Source organism: Thiomicrorhabdus hydrogeniphila (genome assembly GCF_054656895.1).
On record NZ_BAAHXL010000001.1, the window covers coordinates 2,437,810 to 2,455,748 of the forward strand.

Consider the following 17,939-nt stretch of genomic DNA (forward strand, 5'->3'; position numbering starts at 1 on the left):
TTTACCCTAAGCGTACAAGACATAGCTGGCTACTGGTTTTACCAGGCCTGGTAATAAAGTGAGACAAAATGCAAACCCAAAAAAAACATGAACAAAAATTCAGTTTAGAGTTCTTTCCTCCTAGAACAGAGCCTGGAATGGTTAAACTCAAAAGCGTTATTGATGAACTTAGTACCTTAAACCCTGAATATATGTCTGTGACTTACGGAGCAGGCGGCACCACACAAGAAAAAACCCTTGAAACGGTTCGTTATATTCAAGAAAACACTCAAAACGAAGCCGCACCTCACCTTACCTGTATTGGTGCTTGCCAAGAAAGTGTTACAGAATTACTAGACACCTATGAAGAAATGGGCATTACACGCATTGTGGCTTTACGTGGTGACTTGCCTTCTGGAATGATGGATCCAGGTGAATTTAAATACGCCAGTGATTTAGTTAAATTTATTAAAGACACACGTGGCGACAAATTTCACATTGAAGTAGCGGCCTACCCTGAAACACATCCGCAAGCACGTAATTGCGATATTGGTATTAAATGGTTTAAACATAAAGTAGAGCAAGGCGCGGATTCAGCTATTACTCAATACTTTTTTAACTTTGATAGCTACCGCTACTTTATTGATAACTGCGAACGTAACGGGATTGATCTGCCCATTATTCCAGGCATTATGCCCATTACAAACTATGAAAACTTAATTCGCTTTTCCGCCGGTTGTGGTGCAGAAGTACCGCGTTGGTTAAAGTGCCGCCTAGAAAGTTATGAAGATGACAAAGAGAGTCTACTGGCTTTTGGTAAAGACGTGGTTCAAGAACTTGCACAAAGACTTTTAAGTGAAGGCGCTCCTGGTCTTCACTTTTACAGCATGAACAGTATTGAACCTACCTTAGAAATCACTAAGTCATTAACGTTTAAATAGGTTAACTTGCCATGCGTATTACTCGCCTGTTTTTAGATGGAAATTACCAAGCTAATCACACGATTACTTTACCCAAAGAACAGGCGCATTACGCATTGACGGTATTGCGTTTAAAAAACGACTATTTAATAGAAGCCTTTAATGGCCAAGGATTGCTCGCTAAAGGTAAATTAATTGTTACCAGCCGCAGAACAGCAGATTTTGCGATTGAAACCGTTGAAGAAGTGAATAATGAATCGCCTATTCATACCGTACTGGTGCAAGGTATCTCTAAAGGCGACCGCATGGATTATTCTATTCAAAAAGCGGTAGAACTTGGCGTTACCGCCATACAACCGGTGTTTACAGATCGCTGTGACGTTAAACTGCAAAACGAAAAGCTTGAAAAACGTCAAATGCAATGGCAAGCCATTGTTATTAATGCGTGTGAACAGAGTGGTCGTAATGTTGTGCCTAAAATTTTGCCTATTCAGAATTACCAGGCCTGGTTAAATGAAAAACGTAACATAACAAACCCATCAGATTTTATGGGTTTTGTGCTTGATCCTTATTCAAACAATCACATTTCCAAAGTGGCTCAACCCACAACCAATACACCCATTCATCTGCTTATTGGTCCAGAAGGTGGCTTAACTGACATTGAAGTAGAGCAAGCAACAGAGGTTGGTCTCACCCCAATTCAACTTGGCCCTAGAATATTACGAACCGAAACCGCAGGCCCTGCTGTATTGGCTATTTTACAAACCTTATGGGGCGATTTTTCATAATCCAAACAATTTGTTATCTTAAACCAAAACAAAAAACCTTGCTCTAGTTAACTTTACCCATGACCAAATTATAGATTTAAAGTAAAATTGATGTTAACTACATACATTTTTACGACCAAGGTCACAACCCAACCTCAATGAAAAACACAATTAATCTACAAAAATGGTTTTTAATCTGTTTTTCAATTTTCTGGTTATTCATACCCTCCTCTTCTTTTGCAAATTCAGCAGACAGCTCTAACACACCTCTAACTGTTGAAGCAGAAGCAAAACCTAAATTAGAACCGGTTTCATTGCAGCTAAAATGGTTAAACCAATTTCAATTTGCGGGTTATTATGCTGCCAAAATAAAAGGCTTTTATAAAGATGAAGGGCTTGATGTCACCATTAAGCCTAGAGATACCTTTGTAAATAATATCGAGCAAGTTATTGATGGTGAATCTGAATATGGAATTGCCGATTCCATTATATTTCTTTACCTTTCTAAAGGCTCTCCAATATCCATTATTGCTCCTATTTTTCAACATTCGCCCCAAGTTTTTATTACATTACAATCCAGTGGCATAAAAGGCTTATACGATCTTGAGGGTAAAAACATCGCCTTTTACCAAAAAGACACAGATGGTTTTCCGCTTTTGGCCATGATGAACGAACATAACATTATGCCTAACTTAGACCGTATGATTGTTAAGGCTGGACCAGATATGTTATTGACAGGACAAATTCAAGCTTTTCCTGCATACCTCTCTAATGAGCCTTATTACTTTATGAAAAAAGGGATAAAAACGCACATCATTAATCCCATGAATTATGGTGTGGATTTATATGGTGATATCTTATTTACCAATCAAAATGAACTGACGAATCGCCCTGATAGAGTGTCCCGGTTTAAACGCGCATCTATAAAGGGTTGGCAATATGCCCTTGCTCACAAAGATGAAATGATTAAATACATTATTAACGATCTAAAAGTAGATAAAAGTTACGATCATCTAATGTATGAAGCCAAGGTGATTGAAGAAGCAATGCAAAAAGAATCGATTCCTATTGGTACGCTCGATGAAGGGCGAATTAAATACATAGAAAACCTGTTTATTAAACATCAGTTAATCAATAATAAATTAGATTTTTCTAAAGGTATTTACCAACAAGAAGACCATAAACTAACTTTTACCCAAAAAGAAATCGCCTGGCTTAAAGCCCACCCAACCATTAATGTTGCCATAGACCGCAACTGGGCACCGATTGACTTTGTAAATGACAAAAATGAATACCAAGGTATCGCCAATGAATACTTTAAATACATATCTTCTTTAACAGCCATAAAATTTATACCAAATAAAGAACTCACATGGCCAGACGCTTTACAACAAGCCAAAGAGCATAAACTTGACATGTTTGCAGGTATGGTAGCGACACCAGAACGTAGAAAGTATCTTAATTTCACTCAGCCGTATCTTAAACTTCCAATGGTTATTGCGACCAAAAAAGGCCATGATTTTATAAAAGACCTTAAAAAAGTTGGCAACTCTACTATTGCCGTAGTGCAAGACTATGCGGCTGAAGAGTTACTTAAACAACATTATCCCAACATTACGCTATTAGAAGTTAACACACCATTAGAAGGTCTTACCGCCGTATCACAAGGTAAAGCATTAGGGTATGTGGATAATATAGCCGTCGTGGCTTATCACATTCGTTCAGGTGGTTTAACCAACATTCAAATCAGTGGCGAAACCCCATTTAGAGCCGATGTTAGAATGGGTATACGTAAAGATTGGCCGGAGTTATACTCCATTCTTCAAAAAATACTTGTGAGTATGGATCCAAAAACTCAAGAAAAGTTTAAAAACTCATGGTTAAACGTAGACTACAAAACAGAAATTCAATGGCAAAGGGTCATTATTATAGTAGTACCTGTCATTCTATTTGCCCTGCTTATTTTGCTTTATAACAGAAAGCTAAAAAACCTAAACTTACAAATGAATAAAACCAATATCGCATTGGTTTCTACACAACAAGATTTAGAGAAAACCAATCGTAAATTAAAAACGCTTTCTGCTACGGATTATTTAACCAATACTTATAACCGTAAATATCTTGATCAGATACTGAATAAAGAAATTAGTCGAAGTATACGCTACCAAACACCACTATCACTCTTTATGATGGATTTAGACAACTTTAAACAAGTCAATGATCTTTATGGTCACCTTGTGGGTGATGAAGTGCTTATCAAAACATCTGAAAGCATAAGCAAACAAATTAGAGAAGCCGACACTTTTGGACGCTGGGGTGGCGAAGAATTTATGTTAATTTGTCCAAACACGAACCAAAACCAGGCTTATCACCTAGCAACAAAACTACTCACTACCGTAAAGTCTATTAAATTTGAACAAGGCTTTACTCAAACAATGAGTATTGGGGTGGCTACATTAAACAAAGAAGAAACAACTTATCAATTTGTAGAACGTGCTGATAATTACCTTTATAAAGCAAAACAGCTAGGCAGAGACCAAGTAATTTCGAGTGAAACAGAAGAAATTATTTTGTAAATAAATGGTAAATTTTTGCCCTATTTAAAGGTTCATAAAAACCCTTGCTATTGCTAACTGACTATATGAAGAACTTGACACAAATACCATCAAAGTCGAGAATGTTCTCATTTTTTTAAATTTCTGCTTTCAAAAGCACTTTGCTGAGCTTTGCATTAAATGCTCCGCTCTTGTAATGATTTCTCCATTAAATACTAAAATCGTAAATAACAATTTGCGTATAATTAAACACCCACTTATGTCTAAGTCCTAGTCATAAATTGTGACCCTAAAAGAGATGTTTGCATGCCATCAATAAATCAAGTTCCACATTTACAAACTGCCTTAACTGGACCATTACTCAAACTAGAAAAGCACATACTTGATAATCGAACCACAATTGAAGCTTGGTTTAGAAAGCAGTTTAAAAATACGCCTGCGCCTTTTTACTGTTCTGTCGATTTACGAAATGCCGGCTATAAACTAGCCCCTGTTGATACAAACTTATTTCCAGCAGGGTTTAATAATTTACACCCTGACTTACGTTCGTTAGCCGTACATGCTGCACAAAATGCCGTAACCCAAGTTTGCCCTGTTGCTGATGGCGTACTTATTATTCCCGAAAACCACACCCGCAACACTTTTTACTTTGAGAATCTTTTTGCATTACAAAGCATCTTAGAAAACGCTGGTTACGAAGTACATATTGGTTCAATGAACCCTGACTTAAATGCGCCCATGTTGGTTGAGCTTCCTTCTGGAAACGTTTTAGTGCTAAAGCCGCTGATTCGTGATGGTAACCGTGTTGGAGTTGAAAACTTTTTTCCGTGTGCCGTATTATTAAATAATGACCTTTCTTCAGGCCGTCCAGAAATTCTTGAAGGCATTGAACAAACCTTACTTCCACCAATGGAACTAGGTTGGGCAAACCGCTATAAAACCGAACACTTTGCACATTATTCAGATGTCACTAAATCGTTTGCAGAGCTTATTGATATTGATCAATGGCTAATTAATCCAACCTCTATTCCTTGTGGCCCTATCAACTTTAAAGATAGAACAGGCATTGAAGATTTAGCCCAAACTGTTAGCCAAGTTATTGAAGAAACGCAGCGTTATTACGATACTTACAGCATTCAGTGCAAACCTTTTGTAATTGTAAAATCAGACAGTGGCACTTACGGCATGGCCATTATGTCTGTAAACAGTTCTGATGACATTCTTAACTTAAACCGAAAACAACGTAATAAAATGGCCTCGGTTAAAGAAGGCTTACAAGTCGAGCAAATGCTAGTACAAGAAGGTGTGTACACTTATGAAACCATTGAAGAAGCCGTAGCTGAACCCGTGGTTTATATGATTGGCAGCCAAGTGATTGGTGGTTTTTACCGTGTGCACACAGGTAAAACAGCGACTGATAACTTAAATTCACCTGGTATGCATTTTGAGCCACTTTCATTTGAAGACGCTTGTGTGTTACCTGATGAAAATCAAAAACCCGATGCTAGCCCTAATCGTTTTTACGCTTATGGTGTTATTGCACGTTTAGCTTTATTAGCGGCTGCTAGAGAAATTGCGGCCTCTAAAGGTGAATTACCCGGTATTAACGAAATATAACCCCGTAACAACATCTAAAATCCAAATCATTGTTAGACCTTTATTCAAAAAGGTCTTATTGTTATATTCAAAAGTAAAAGGAAGAATACATGGCCTACCGTGTTGGTATTGTAATGGACCCTATTTCTGGGATTAAACCTCACAAAGACAGCTCGTTTGCCATGCTTTTAGAAGCACAACGCCGTGGCCATGAACTGGTTTATATGCAACCTGAAGACCTGTATTTAAAAAATGGTCAAGCGTTTGCCGTCACCAGCGAACTCAAAGTTTGGGATCGCCCTAAAGATGAACAATTTTATGGGTTTGGCGCATCTAATGATATCGCCTTAAATACCTTAGATATTATTCTTATACGTCAAGATCCGCCTTTTACCAATGACTATCTGTACAGCACGCATATTTTAGAACAAGCAGAAGCTGAAGGCGTTTTAGTGGTAAACAAACCGCAAAGCCTGCGTGATGCCAATGAAAAACTATTTGCGAGCTGGTTTCCACAATGTATACCGCCCACTTTAGTTACCGCTTCTGCTGATAAACTTAAAGCCTTTATACAAGACCATCAAGACACCATTTTAAAACCGCTTGATGCAATGGGTGGCGCTTCTATTTTTAGAGTACGCCATGACGACCCAAATATTAATGTCATAATTGAAACCATGACCGATCATGGCAAACATCACATTATGGCACAAACCTATTTACCTGAAATTAAAGCGGGTGATAAACGTATTTTACTCATTAATGGTGAACCCATAGATTACACCCTAGCCAGAATACCTGCCCAAGGCGAAACCCGTGGCAATATTGCGGCGGGCGGCACGGGCGTGGGTATGGAAATTACTGAACGCGAACGTTGGTTATGCCAACAAATTGCGCCAACCCTTAAAGCCAAAGGGTTATATTTTGTAGGTTTAGATGTGATTGGCGATTACATTACAGAAATTAATGTCACCAGCCCAACCTGTATTCGTGAATTAGATAGCCAATTTCATTTAAATATTTCTAGCGTGTTATTTGATTGTTTAGAAGCACAAATCACTGCAAAACAACCGCTAAACAACCGCTAAATAACCTTTTAATAGCGGTTAAATTGAATTATTTTTTAAATTTACCAGGCCTGGTAAATCACATTTTTTATTTTAAATTCAAAGCTAAAGCACTTACTTTAGTTATCACTTTATATAGTCAAGACAATAAAAAGGGGATTCAGTAGAATCCCCTTTTTTATTACAGACTATAGGTTCTAGCCGTTAATGTAAAAGCGTTCTTTCAAGCTCTCCTAAAGCGTCATCAAGTTGCTCAGTTACCGTAACAAACTCAACAACTAATTCATCAATCAGTTCCATTTTCTCTACCGTTAAAGCACCTTTACTACGAGTATCTAAAACCGTTTTAACGGCATTATGTTGACGAGAATGTAAATCTTCAATATTACGCCACACGCTTGATTTTTCTATTGACGAATCTGCCGCGGCTATTTTCTGTAAAGCATGACCAACGGCACATTGGGTTTCATCAACCCCTGTTGTTTCATCAAAAGGCACATCCACACCATTTAAATAAGATTGCGCAGTAATGCGCCATAAACGCATTTCTTGTCTAATTTCATCTAAATTTACGCCATAAATACTTTGATTTCCCAAGTTACTTCCAGATTTTACTTGGCTATTCATTTTAAATTTTTCAACTTCGTGGTTCAGCATATCAGCTTGATCATTTAAGCCTAATGCAGTTGCAGATGCTTCCTCTACCAACGCCGCATTGCTTTGTAAATTATTGTCTAGGGTTTCAATGGCATTGGCAATCTGGCTTACGTTTCTTTGCTGTTCAGTAATGGAAACCACCACCTCTGACAAGGTGGTACTTATTTGAGAAACGCCTTCATCCACTTCATTAAATACCGCATGCGTTGCTTGTACTTTTTCTGAACCTTCACGTACTTTATGGCCAGACTCTTGAATCAAGGTTTTAATATCTTTAGCCGCGTCGGCCGATTTACCCGCCAAGTTTCGAACTTCACCTGCCACAACCGCAAAACCACGCCCGTGTTCACCTGCTCTGGCCGCTTCTACTGCTGCATTTAAAGCCAATAGATTGGTTTGAAAAGCGATACCATCGATTAAACCAATAATGTCTTCAATTTTGCCTGATGTATCGGCGATACTTTGCATCGCTTCAATAGAATCATTCATGGCAACGCGTGCATTACCATTAAGCGCCATGGCATTATTTGCCAGTTGTGCCACTGTATTTAATGAATCGCTATTTTCTGCCTGCATATCGTTAATAATATTCATACTGGCATTAACCTCTTGAAGCGTGGCCGCTGCCATTTGAGTGCGTTCCGATAAATCACTGGCCGCATCCGAAGACTCTTTTGCAGACTGCAATGTGGCGTTAGATACGTCTTTAATTTGCAACATAATGCTACTTAAATTATCTAAAGAAACGTTGGTTGCGCCTTTCATGGCATCAAGCGTTCCACCCAGTGGTTTTTCAATGCGCCCGCGCATATCGCCATTTGCTAGGTTTACTAATATTTTCACCATATCGCCAATGGCGTTATTTAAACTGGCTAATAGGTTATTAATATTGGTTGCTGAATATAGATAAAAGCCATCTAAACCTTCCGTATCAATGGTAATATCCATATGCCCTTTTGCGGCAATATTTAACGCATTGTCTAAGGTTTTTTCTACCTTACGTTGCTGTGTTAAATCTGTCCATTCAAGTACGGCACCAATACACTCTTTATGTTCATTTAAAACTGGCGTTTTAACGGCTCTAATGACCAGGCCTGCTAAATTAAATTCTTTATCTACCATTTCCATAGAATCGTTACTAAACAAGTCTTTTGTCGCTTCTGATTCATTAAATAACAGAACAGAACGTTCTGTTAATGTATCGGCATTAAAGTCGCGATATTGCGATGAGAACGCAGTAGAGTTTTTAATAAAAAATTGTTTAAGCGCCTGATTATAAAAAATAATTTTATTTTCTTTATTTACAACCATAACAAAAGTTGAAGCATTATCTAAGGCGGTAGTTAAACGCAAGTTGTAATTAAGTTGCGCTCGATTGTCTTCGTAACTCGCCCCCATTTGTACCTGCATTTTCTTAATTTCGCCGGCTAATTCAGCCACCCAAGTACTGCCTTTTGTGTCTGTTTGCTTACTAAAATCGCTCTCGGCCATGGCCTTTAATAAAGTAGAAAAGCTATTAATGCGTTTTTTTAACTGGCTTCTAACAAACAATGCATACATAAAAAACATGGCCATAATTGCTAATTGAAGCCACCATTGAATACTCAGCATTCCCAATGCATCAAGCGTACCAGCAACACTCATCATCACAATCATGCCCACCAAAATGAGCATAGGGTCAAAATGATTAATCAAACATAGACGACTATTTAACGTTTGTACAAAACCATCTTTAATTGAAACTTTTCCGCTTTCTATCTGTTTATAAAGCGCCATACCTGAGGTTTTTTGTGCATTTGAAATACCACGACGTACTGATAAATAACCAACGACCGCACCATTTTCACGAATCGGTGATATATTGGCCTCTACCCAGTAATATTCTCCACCTTTACAACGGTTTTTTACCAGCTGCACCCACGGTTTATCTGCTTGAATGGTTCGCCATAAATCTTTAAATACCGCTTTAGGGACATCAGGATGACGCATAATACTATGCGGTTGGCCAATTAATTCTTCGCGCGAATAACCGCCAATACGCACAAACGCATCGTTAACATAGGTAATCGTACCGTTAAGATCGGTTTTTGAAACTATCGTCGTTCCTTCTTCTACGTGTCTTTCTATATCAACAACCATTCTATCCATGAGGCATTCCTAATATACGTTTGTAACTAAATTGAGTTTGAGCTATCCGGCCCGTTTTACATACTTGCAATAAAAGCACTATCTATACCAAATTTGCCTTTCTAAAAAAACGGCATATCATAGTTGCCTAAAAAAAGAGTAATATTCTTTGCCATGCGTTTTACTCTATATCCTAAATTACTTTAAGGTTAGTCACACCATTATGCTATTCAATATTCAAAAGCCCAGGTCACTATTCATATTTGTACATATATTTAACAACCTTTTATTAGCAAACATTAAGGGTTATCTCACTATGTTGCTCGTTATGATGGCAATGGTGTTATTAAGTGGCTGTGGTCAAGATAAACTCCCCGCAACAAAGGGGTCGTTAATTGTATTTGGCACCTATGTTGAAATTATTGTATATGACAAAGATACTCAAAGTGCCACTAAAGCCATTGCGCAAGTCGAAGACACTTTTAAGGTCATGCACAAAGAATGGCATGCTTGGGAAAAAGGCGGCATTGTTAGTAAAATAGATCAAGCTATTAAAAAACAAAAACCGATTGAAGTGGCAACATCGGTTAAAGATTTTATTGTTAAATCTCAGCAACTCAGCCAAGAGAGCCAAGGTTTATTTGACCCTGGAATTGGTAGCTTAATTGGTCTTTGGGGCTTTCATTCCGAAGAGTGGAAAGGCCCGCCGCCAAGTCAACAAAAGATACAGGCCTGGTTAAAAAGCAGACCTAGCATTGCGGATATCTCTTTTAAAGGTAATGTATTAACCAGTTCAAATAAAGACGTAAGATTAGACTTTGGCGGTAATGCTAAAGGTTTAGCCATTGATATTGCTTTGGCCACTTTAGAAAAAGCAGGCGTTCAAAATGCGCTTGTAAGTATTGGTGGCGATATGAAAGTCATTGGAAATAAAAATCACCAGCCTTGGTCAATTGGGATTGAAGACCCAAAAAACCCACAAGCCGCTATTGCTCAAATATCGTTAAATAGTGGTGAAAGTATTGTGACTTCTGGTACATACCAACGTTATTTTGATTGGAAAGGTCAACGTTATTCACATATTTTAGACCCAAACACAGGCTACCCTGCCGAAAGTTTTTCGTCGGTTACCGTTATTCATCCCGATGCCATTACCGCAGATTCCGCCGCAACCGCATTATTAATTGCTGGCCCAAAAAATTGGCAATCGATTGCTAAATCAATGGGCGTAACCCAAGCTCTTTGTATTGACCAAGCGGGTAAAATGTACCAAACCCCTGCAATGGCAAAACGCATTAAACTTTTACAGTAACCATTTGACCAATTTGTGAGTAAAAATCTATAAATATTTTTACTCACAATTACGTTTCGCACCTATTTCATTAAATAGTCTCTGCTATAATCCGCTATATGAATCAAATGCAAACGCTAGAACATCATTTTCTTATTGCCATGCCCGCCTTGGAAAACAGCTGGTTTGAAAAAACCGTGATTTACATGGTAGAAGACAATGAACATGGCTCAATGGGACTGGTAATAAATCTCCCCCATAAAAACCTCAATATTAGAGAGTTGCTTGAGCATTTTGATTTGCCAATAAGCGAAAGTAGCGAACACTTAAATAACAATGTGTTAATTGGCGGCCCTGTTGATTTAGAGCGTGGATTTATTTTGCATGATTCACACGGAGAATGGAAAAGTTCAATGGACTTGCCTGACAATATTAGCATGACAGTGTCAGAAGACTTTTTAGATGCTTTAAGCATGAATCAAGCCCCCAATAATTTTCTTGCCTGTTTAGGTTTTGCAGGTTGGGAGCCTGGTCAACTGGCGCAAGAAATTCAAGACAACAGCTGGCTAACCATTCCTTTTAACCATACATTACTGTTTGAAACCCCAATTGATAAACGCTGGGAAGTTGCTTTAGGCACTTTAGGCATTTCTCCTGAATTTTTAAGTTCGGAAGCTGGTCATGCCTAATAAAAGTCAAAACAATAAATCTCAAAATACTAAGCCCGATGGCGTCATTATCGGTTTTGATTTTGGTCTACGTCGTATTGGCGTTGCCATTGGGCAAACGATTAGCCAAACCGCAAGCCCAGAAACCATTGTAAACAGTAAAGATGGCAAACCCGATTGGGAGCATATCAGCAAGCTGTTTGAACAGTGGCAACCTGTCGCCATTGTTGTGGGCTTACCTATGCGTTTAGATGGTAGCGAGCAAGCATTAACGCAGCCCGCCAGAAAGTTTGGTCAACGTCTTAATGGTCGTTACCAACGCCCTGTGTTTTATATTGAAGAACAACTCAGCTCTATTGAAGCTGAACAGCGAGGCTTAAAGCAAAAACACATTGACGACCACGCCGCACAAATTTTATTAGAAAACTGGTTACAAACAATCTAATGTTTGTAAATTCTGCAAGCATTTTAAAATGAGACTTTATCATGACCGAACTTGATATTGATGTTCAAAAATTAATTACCCAAATCTGTGAAGAGATTCAACAAAAACCCATGTTTAGCCAATCACCTAAAATGATTGGTATTCGTACAGGTGGCGAATGGGTTGCCCAAAAACTGCATCAACAACTTAATTTACCAGATGAACTTGGTGTAATTGATATCTCATTTTACCGCGACGATTTTTCTAAAATGGGGTTAAACCCAACGGTAAAGCCGTCCAATATTCCTTGGGATATTGAGAACCAACATATTATTTTAGTCGACGATGTTCTATTTACAGGCCGTACCACACGTGCCGCCCTTAATGAAATCTTTGATTTTGGCCGCCCAGCCAGTGTTACCTTAGTTACGCTACTTGACCGTAGAGGTTGTCGCGAATTGCCGTTTCAGGCAGATATAGTCGGGTCAAGCATAGAGTGTCGCCAAACCATAAAATTAACTGGGCCAGACCCATTAAAAGTGACAATTGTAGAAAACGATGAGGAAACGGCATGAGTGCAAAATTAGCTGGCCCCAATATTCAGCTAAATGAACTGGGCAAACTCAAACACTTTATAACGCTAGAAGGCTTAAAAGCGCACCATCTTACTGAGATTTTAGACACCGCTGAATCGTTTATTAACCCGGTAAGCAATGAAATTAAAAAAGTGCCTTTGCTGCGTGGTAAAAGCATTATGAACTTGTTTTTTGAACCAAGCACTCGCACACGTACCACGTTTGAAATTGCAGAACGTCGTCTTTCTGCCGATGTAGAAAGCCTAGACATTCAAACCTCCGCCACCAAAAAAGGGGAATCGCTGCTTGATACTCTGTGGAACTTACAAGCCATGCAAGCCGATATGTTTGTTATTCGCCATTCCGAAAGTGGCGCCGCACACTTTTTCTCGCAGCATGTTGCCCCGCATGTACATGTTGTAAATGCCGGAGATGGCCAGCACGCCCACCCAACTCAAGCCATGTTAGACATGTATACCATTCGCAAACATAAAGGCGATGTCTATGATTTAACCGTTGCCATTATTGGTGATGTTTTGCATTCACGAGTGGTACGTTCACAAATCCAAGCCTTAAGTATTTTAGAAGCACGTGAAATTCGCGTTATTGGCCCTAAAACCCTTATGCCAGAATCACCCGAAGCAATGGGCGTGCATGTTTATCACGATATGGAAGAAGGCCTAAAAGATGTCGATGTAGTGATTATGGTTCGTTTACAAAACGAGCGAATGACCAGTGCCTTAATTCCAAGTGAAAAAGAGTTTTTTAAACTCTACGGCTTAACTGAAAAACGCCTTGCTTTAGCCAAACCCGATGCCATTGTCATGCATCCAGGCCCTATAAATCGAGGCGTAGAAATTGATTCTGCCGTGGCCGATGGCCCGCAATCGGTTATTTTAGAACAGGTTACGTACGGCATTGCGGTACGTATGGCGGTTATGTCTATTTTAATGAGCAACGCTGCACAACTAGCACAACACAAATTAGAACAAGAACAACAAGCCACGTTAGATTTAGTTGATGAATTAACAACGGCGGAGGATACGCTGTGAGACACATTATAAAAAACGGACGTATCATTGATCCAGGCCAAAATATTGATAAAGTGACTAACCTATATTTATCACGCGGTAGAGTGGTGGCCATTGGTGATGAATTACCAGAAGGTTTTACCCCAGACCAAGAAATTGATGCTTCTGGTAAATGGATTTTACCAGGCCTGGTAGATTTACAAGCACGTTTAGGAGAACCTGGTAGCTCATTTGCAGGTAGCATAGAAACTGAAACAAAAGCCGCTGTATCTGGTGGAATCACCAGTATTTGTTGCCCTCCTGATACCGCCCCCGTTAATGATTCGCAAGCGGTTACTGAACTTATTCAACGCCGCGCTCGTCAAGCGGCTACCGCATTTGTTATGCCAATTGGTGCCTTAACACAAGGTTTAGAAGGCGAGCGATTAAGTAATTCCTACTCGCTTAAACAAGCGGGATGCATTGCCTTAAGCCAAGCTAATAAATCTATCCAAAACTCATTAACCCTTAAAAATGCTTTAGAGTACAACGTCACCATTGGTTTACCCATTATGTTGCGCTGTGAAGACAAGCAACTTAAAAACTCCGGTGTGGCACACAGTGGCCCAGTCAGTTCTCGTTTAGGTTTGCCCGAAATTCCACCCGCAGCAGAAACGGCGGCTTTGGCTCGTGATTTAATTTTGGTTGAAGAGTCTGGCGTTAAAGCCCACTTTTCACAGATTTCTTGCGCTCGTTCTGTTGAGTTAATTGCAGACGCTAAAAAACGTGGTCTGCCTGTCACTTGCGATGTAGCGATTCACCAACTTCTTTTATCTGAAATGGATTTATTAGGTTTTAACAGCCTATTTAATGTATCGCCACCTCTGCGTAGCATGCAAGATCAACAAGCATTAATTGCTGGGGTAAAATCGGGCGTCATTGATGCTATTGTGAGTGACCATACTCCACTAGAAAAAGATGCCAAACTGTTACCATTTGGTGAGAGCGCACCTGGTATTAGTGGTTTTGAAACCTTATTGGCTTTATTGCTTAAGTTGGTTGAAAATAAACAGCTTGATCTTATTACCGCTATTCGTGCAGTCACCCAAACCCCTGCAGAAATCATTGGTTGCCAAACTGGCTCACTCGTACCTGGTAGCTCAGCCGATTTATGTATTGTTGATCCAGAAGCCATTTGGACATTAGACACTAAAACCATGATTAGCGAAGGTAAAAACACCCCCTTTGCAGGCTGGGAATTTATTGGGCAAGTTGAGCAAACCTTTTTTCAAGGTCGCCCTGTTTACCGTAATAACCAAGTTTAACCAAAGCAAATTACGGTTATTTAATGGCAACCGAACTGAATATTCAGCTTCCTATTCAACAATCGCAACAAGCCAATGGCTTTTGGCTTGTTTCTTTGTCTTTACAAGATAATTTGGGCTTAGCCAATGCAATAGGCTCAGCTTTTTATTTGGAACAAGCGCCGGATATCAAACTGGTTTTATTTCAATATGCCAGTGATAATCTAGCGAATCACTATCAATTTTTAAGCTTGCAAGAACTGCCTAAAACCCTTTTTACCAGGCCTGGTAAATTGCTGTGTAACTCAAACCTAGCTTTTAACATACCATTTAAAAACCAACCATTATTGATTTTAGCCAATGATTTAGCCATGGCCAATGCATTTGCATTAGCAAAGCATTCTACAAATCAACAGAGCAGCCAACGAGCGAATCATAAGGAATCAGAACCGACTATTGTTGGCTTGCATAGCCAAACGGCGTTTCCATTTGTATTAAAACCTGCACGCTATTTAATGCCAAATATGCCTGCTGAGGCGATTGGCGCTTGTACCTTATTAGAAGATTGGAAAATACAAAATCGTTTATCCTCTTCAATGGGTTTACCTGGTTGTTTTGAGGGTGAACTGCCTGATCTGTTTGAATATTGGGCAAAATCTATGCACAAGTCTTCCAGTAATTTAGAACAAATACCGTGGCAAATTATTCTATTTACTGATGATATTGATACGCAAAAAAAATGCCTGCAAATTAGCCAATCTTACAACTGGTTAACATTACAGGCATATTTAATCTAAAAACAACTTTAAAACAATCGCTTAACGATCTACTAACCGCCTATTAACGATCTAATTGCTCAATAGAATGTGCTTTTTTACGCATTTTATTCGCTAACTTTTCCACTTCTTTAGTGGTAGTGTGCAAAACATTTTCTGCCGTTGCGCCCAAAGCCGCTTCAACCAAAATTTGTAACTCTTCTAAGCTCTCTGTACCTAAAGCTTTTTTTTGTTCTTTCGTTAGACTTTTCTTAAAAGCCTCTACGACTTTATAAGCGTGCTTGTTAATTTTCATTATTTGGTCTCCTTTTATTCAAGGTTAAATTCATACATACATTTGCTGTGCGGTCTTCTTAGATAAGACCGCATTTAAAGGCAATTAGTCGTACTGAAAAATATCTGCGCCAGAACTCACAATTAATGGGTCTGGTTGACCAACCACATCTTCGTCTTTGCCGTCATAAGGGATATTGCTCAAGACATGACGCATGGCTTCTAATCGTGCACGTTTTTTATCGTTAGATTTTACAACGGTCCAAGGAGCGTGATTTGTATTGGTATAGAAAAACATATCTTCTTTGGCTCTGGTGTAATCATCCCAACGGTCTAAAGAGGCTAAATCCATTGGGCTTAATTTCCACTGCTTTAAAGGATCTGTTTTACGTGCATTAAAACGTCTTAATTGCTCTTTACGCCCTACTGAAAACCAAAACTTCATAATACGCACACCGTCTGCCACTAACATACGTTCAAACTCTGGTGCTTGGTGCATAAACAACGTGTATTCTTGAGGTTTACAAAAACCCATTACACGTTCTACGCCAGAACGGTTATACCAAGAACGGTCAAATAAAACCATTTCACCAGCCGTTGGCATATTTTCAATATATCGCTGAAAATACCACTGACCTTTTTCAATTTCACTTGGTTTATCTAATGCCACCACTCTCGCTCCACGCGGGTTAAGGTGTTCCATCATGCGTTTAATTGTGCCACCTTTTCCTGCGGCATCTCGACCTTCAAACACCAATACAATGCGTTCGTCGTTTTCTTTAACCCATTTTTGTAACTTTAAAAATTCTATTTGTAATGAACGCTTTATCTCTTCATATTCTTTACGATTAATCTTATCTGTATACGGATAATTACTCTCACTCGACTTGACTTTCTTCACCCTAACCTCCTTATTTAATACTGGGATGTCTTGTTATTTCTTACTTTAACTATACTCTTATTTACGCATCTTTAAAGCGACAGCCTTTGAATTCTAAGCAATAAAATTGATTAAAGACAATTTACAACACGCAAACTTAAAACAGGGTATTTAAATCGCTATTGTAGAGATGTAACATAAAAATTCCGTGAACAAAAAAATACATTAAAATGTCTAAAACAATCACTAAATCAATTTGGAGTTTACGTGGCAAATAGTATTGAAAACCGTTATCAAGACGTTAAAAATAGAATTGACCAGGCCTGTAAAAAAGCCAACCGACCTTTACAATCTGTGCAACTTTTAGCGGTCAGTAAAACCAAACCTATTGAAGACATACAGGCTCTTTCTAAAATTGGTCAACAATCTTTTGGTGAAAATTATTTACAAGAATCCCTAGCTAAAATTGAGATTTGTCCTGAGTTAGAGTGGCATTTTATTGGCCCTATTCAATCAAATAAAACCAAGCCCATTGCAGAACACTTTCAGTGGGTGCACAGTGTTGATCGTTTAAAAATTGCCCAACGACTCAGCCAACAACGCCCTGCTGACTTACCTAAATTAAATATTTTGCTTGAAGTGAATATTAGTAATGAAGAATCAAAGGCTGGGTTTACAGTTGATGAGGTTTTAGAACTGGCACCACAAATTGCTGATTTACCCAATTTACAGCTACGTGGATTAATGGCCATTCCGCAAATAGCCAAAACCGAAGCAGAACAACGTGTGCCATTTGCCAAAATGCGCGCATTACTTGAACAAATTCAACAAGCACACCCTGATTGGCCGTTTGATACCTTATCAATGGGCATGTCTGGTGATTTAGAAGCCGCTATTTTGGAAGGGGCAACCATTGTGAGAATTGGTACCGATATTTTTGGCGCTAGAGATTATTCAAAATAACTCAATTAAAACCTTGTTTTGAAATTGACCACGAAGACACGAAGATTTAAGATAATTAATCAGATTTTATTCAATATTGAAAACGATTAAATATCTTAGCTACCATT

Annotated in this window: 16 protein-coding genes; 13 read left to right on the plus strand and 3 right to left on the minus strand. The window is 38.8% G+C overall.

Going from position 1 to position 17,939, the window contains the following annotated elements; all coding sequences use genetic code 11:
• The first annotated feature begins 68 nt into the window (after nucleotides 1-68).
• From metF to gshB, 5 genes are all read left to right on the plus strand, one after another.
• A complete protein-coding gene (metF, locus tag ACYQ0E_RS10995; protein ID WP_460188273.1) occupies nucleotides 69-920 on the plus strand; it encodes a methylenetetrahydrofolate reductase [NAD(P)H] in 852 nt (283 codons plus the stop codon).
• 11 nt (nucleotides 921-931) lie between these two features.
• Nucleotides 932-1,687: a 16S rRNA (uracil(1498)-N(3))-methyltransferase gene (locus ACYQ0E_RS11000; protein WP_460188274.1), complete on the plus strand. Its 756-nt coding sequence runs from the start codon at nucleotides 932-934 to the stop codon at nucleotides 1,685-1,687.
• A 137-nt stretch (nucleotides 1,688-1,824) separates the two neighbouring features.
• Nucleotides 1,825-4,242: a transporter substrate-binding domain-containing diguanylate cyclase gene (locus ACYQ0E_RS11005; protein ID WP_460188275.1), complete on the plus strand. Its 2,418-nt coding sequence runs from the start codon at nucleotides 1,825-1,827 to the stop codon at nucleotides 4,240-4,242.
• 285 nt (nucleotides 4,243-4,527) lie between these two features.
• The gene (gene gshA / locus ACYQ0E_RS11010; RefSeq protein ID WP_460188276.1) at nucleotides 4,528-5,838 is read left to right on the plus strand and encodes a glutamate--cysteine ligase; all 1,311 of its coding nucleotides are present in this window, start codon (nucleotides 4,528-4,530) and stop codon (nucleotides 5,836-5,838) included.
• Between the two features lie 89 nt (nucleotides 5,839-5,927).
• Nucleotides 5,928-6,905, plus strand: a complete 978-nt coding sequence (gshB, locus tag ACYQ0E_RS11015; RefSeq protein WP_460188277.1) for a glutathione synthase — start codon at nucleotides 5,928-5,930, stop codon at nucleotides 6,903-6,905.
• A gap of 183 nt (nucleotides 6,906-7,088) precedes the next feature.
• Here gshB and ACYQ0E_RS11020 read toward each other — a convergent pair whose 3' ends face one another.
• Nucleotides 7,089-9,689: a methyl-accepting chemotaxis protein gene (locus tag ACYQ0E_RS11020; protein ID WP_460188278.1), complete on the minus strand. Its 2,601-nt coding sequence runs from the start codon at nucleotides 9,687-9,689 to the stop codon at nucleotides 7,089-7,091.
• A gap of 295 nt (nucleotides 9,690-9,984) precedes the next feature.
• On the opposite strand from ACYQ0E_RS11020, the gene ACYQ0E_RS11025 reads away from it, so the two are divergent.
• From ACYQ0E_RS11025 to ACYQ0E_RS11055, 7 genes are all read left to right on the plus strand, one after another.
• Entirely contained in the window at nucleotides 9,985-10,980 is a 996-nt protein-coding gene (locus ACYQ0E_RS11025) for an FAD:protein FMN transferase (protein ID WP_460188279.1), read from the plus strand.
• 107 nt (nucleotides 10,981-11,087) lie between these two features.
• Entirely contained in the window at nucleotides 11,088-11,648 is a 561-nt protein-coding gene (locus ACYQ0E_RS11030; RefSeq protein WP_460188280.1) for a YqgE/AlgH family protein, read from the plus strand.
• Complete coding sequence (gene ruvX, locus ACYQ0E_RS11035; RefSeq protein WP_460188281.1) at nucleotides 11,641-12,072, plus strand: Holliday junction resolvase RuvX; 432 nt, start codon at nucleotides 11,641-11,643, stop codon at nucleotides 12,070-12,072. The genes ACYQ0E_RS11030 and ruvX overlap by 8 nt, the downstream gene beginning before the upstream one ends.
• Before the next feature lie 41 nt (nucleotides 12,073-12,113).
• Entirely contained in the window at nucleotides 12,114-12,626 is a 513-nt protein-coding gene (gene pyrR / locus ACYQ0E_RS11040; RefSeq protein ID WP_460188282.1) for a bifunctional pyr operon transcriptional regulator/uracil phosphoribosyltransferase PyrR, read from the plus strand.
• Entirely contained in the window at nucleotides 12,623-13,678 is a 1,056-nt protein-coding gene (locus ACYQ0E_RS11045) for an aspartate carbamoyltransferase catalytic subunit (RefSeq protein ID WP_460188283.1), read from the plus strand. The genes pyrR and ACYQ0E_RS11045 overlap by 4 nt, the downstream gene beginning before the upstream one ends.
• Nucleotides 13,675-14,961, plus strand: coding sequence for a dihydroorotase (locus ACYQ0E_RS11050; protein WP_460188284.1), 1,287 nt, complete (start codon nucleotides 13,675-13,677; stop codon nucleotides 14,959-14,961). Before ACYQ0E_RS11045 ends, ACYQ0E_RS11050 begins: the two co-directional genes overlap by 4 nt.
• A gap of 23 nt (nucleotides 14,962-14,984) precedes the next feature.
• On the plus strand, nucleotides 14,985-15,737 hold the full coding sequence (locus ACYQ0E_RS11055) for a hypothetical protein (protein WP_460188285.1): 753 nt from the start codon (nucleotides 14,985-14,987) through the stop codon (nucleotides 15,735-15,737).
• 43 nt (nucleotides 15,738-15,780) lie between these two features.
• Here ACYQ0E_RS11055 and ACYQ0E_RS11060 read toward each other — a convergent pair whose 3' ends face one another.
• Together ACYQ0E_RS11060 and ppk2 are read right to left on the minus strand one after the other, a co-directional pair.
• The gene (locus tag ACYQ0E_RS11060) at nucleotides 15,781-16,011 is read right to left on the minus strand and encodes a hypothetical protein (protein ID WP_460188286.1); all 231 of its coding nucleotides are present in this window, start codon (nucleotides 16,009-16,011) and stop codon (nucleotides 15,781-15,783) included.
• 84 nt (nucleotides 16,012-16,095) lie between these two features.
• Nucleotides 16,096-16,917: a polyphosphate kinase 2 gene (ppk2, locus tag ACYQ0E_RS11065; protein ID WP_460188713.1), complete on the minus strand. Its 822-nt coding sequence runs from the start codon at nucleotides 16,915-16,917 to the stop codon at nucleotides 16,096-16,098.
• Between the two features lie 219 nt (nucleotides 16,918-17,136).
• On the opposite strand from ppk2, the gene ACYQ0E_RS11070 reads away from it, so the two are divergent.
• Entirely contained in the window at nucleotides 17,137-17,832 is a 696-nt protein-coding gene (locus tag ACYQ0E_RS11070) for a YggS family pyridoxal phosphate-dependent enzyme (RefSeq protein ID WP_460188287.1), read from the plus strand.
• The last annotated feature ends 107 nt before the right edge of the window (nucleotides 17,833-17,939 follow it).

What these genes read in the sequence shown, in the direction of transcription:
- ACYQ0E_RS11055 (WP_460188285.1), top strand. Translation starts at nt 14,985, where the DNA reads ATGGCAACCGAACTGAATATTCAGCTTCCTATTCAACAATCGCAACAA.
- gshB (WP_460188277.1), top strand. Translation starts at nt 5,928, where the DNA reads ATGGCCTACCGTGTTGGTATTGTAATGGACCCTATTTCTGGGATTAAA.
- metF (WP_460188273.1), top strand. Translation starts at nt 69, where the DNA reads ATGCAAACCCAAAAAAAACATGAACAAAAATTCAGTTTAGAGTTCTTT.
- ACYQ0E_RS11025 (WP_460188279.1), top strand. Translation starts at nt 9,985, where the DNA reads ATGTTGCTCGTTATGATGGCAATGGTGTTATTAAGTGGCTGTGGTCAA.
- ACYQ0E_RS11060 (WP_460188286.1), bottom strand. Translation starts at nt 16,011, where the DNA reads ATGAAAATTAACAAGCACGCTTATAAAGTCGTAGAGGCTTTTAAGAAA.
- ACYQ0E_RS11005 (WP_460188275.1), top strand. Translation starts at nt 1,825, where the DNA reads ATGAAAAACACAATTAATCTACAAAAATGGTTTTTAATCTGTTTTTCA.
- gshA (WP_460188276.1), top strand. Translation starts at nt 4,528, where the DNA reads ATGCCATCAATAAATCAAGTTCCACATTTACAAACTGCCTTAACTGGA.
- ACYQ0E_RS11000 (WP_460188274.1), top strand. Translation starts at nt 932, where the DNA reads ATGCGTATTACTCGCCTGTTTTTAGATGGAAATTACCAAGCTAATCAC.
- ruvX (WP_460188281.1), top strand. Translation starts at nt 11,641, where the DNA reads ATGCCTAATAAAAGTCAAAACAATAAATCTCAAAATACTAAGCCCGAT.
- pyrR (WP_460188282.1), top strand. Translation starts at nt 12,114, where the DNA reads ATGACCGAACTTGATATTGATGTTCAAAAATTAATTACCCAAATCTGT.
- ACYQ0E_RS11020 (WP_460188278.1), bottom strand. Translation starts at nt 9,689, where the DNA reads ATGGATAGAATGGTTGTTGATATAGAAAGACACGTAGAAGAAGGAACG.
- ACYQ0E_RS11045 (WP_460188283.1), top strand. Translation starts at nt 12,623, where the DNA reads ATGAGTGCAAAATTAGCTGGCCCCAATATTCAGCTAAATGAACTGGGC.
- ACYQ0E_RS11030 (WP_460188280.1), top strand. Translation starts at nt 11,088, where the DNA reads ATGCAAACGCTAGAACATCATTTTCTTATTGCCATGCCCGCCTTGGAA.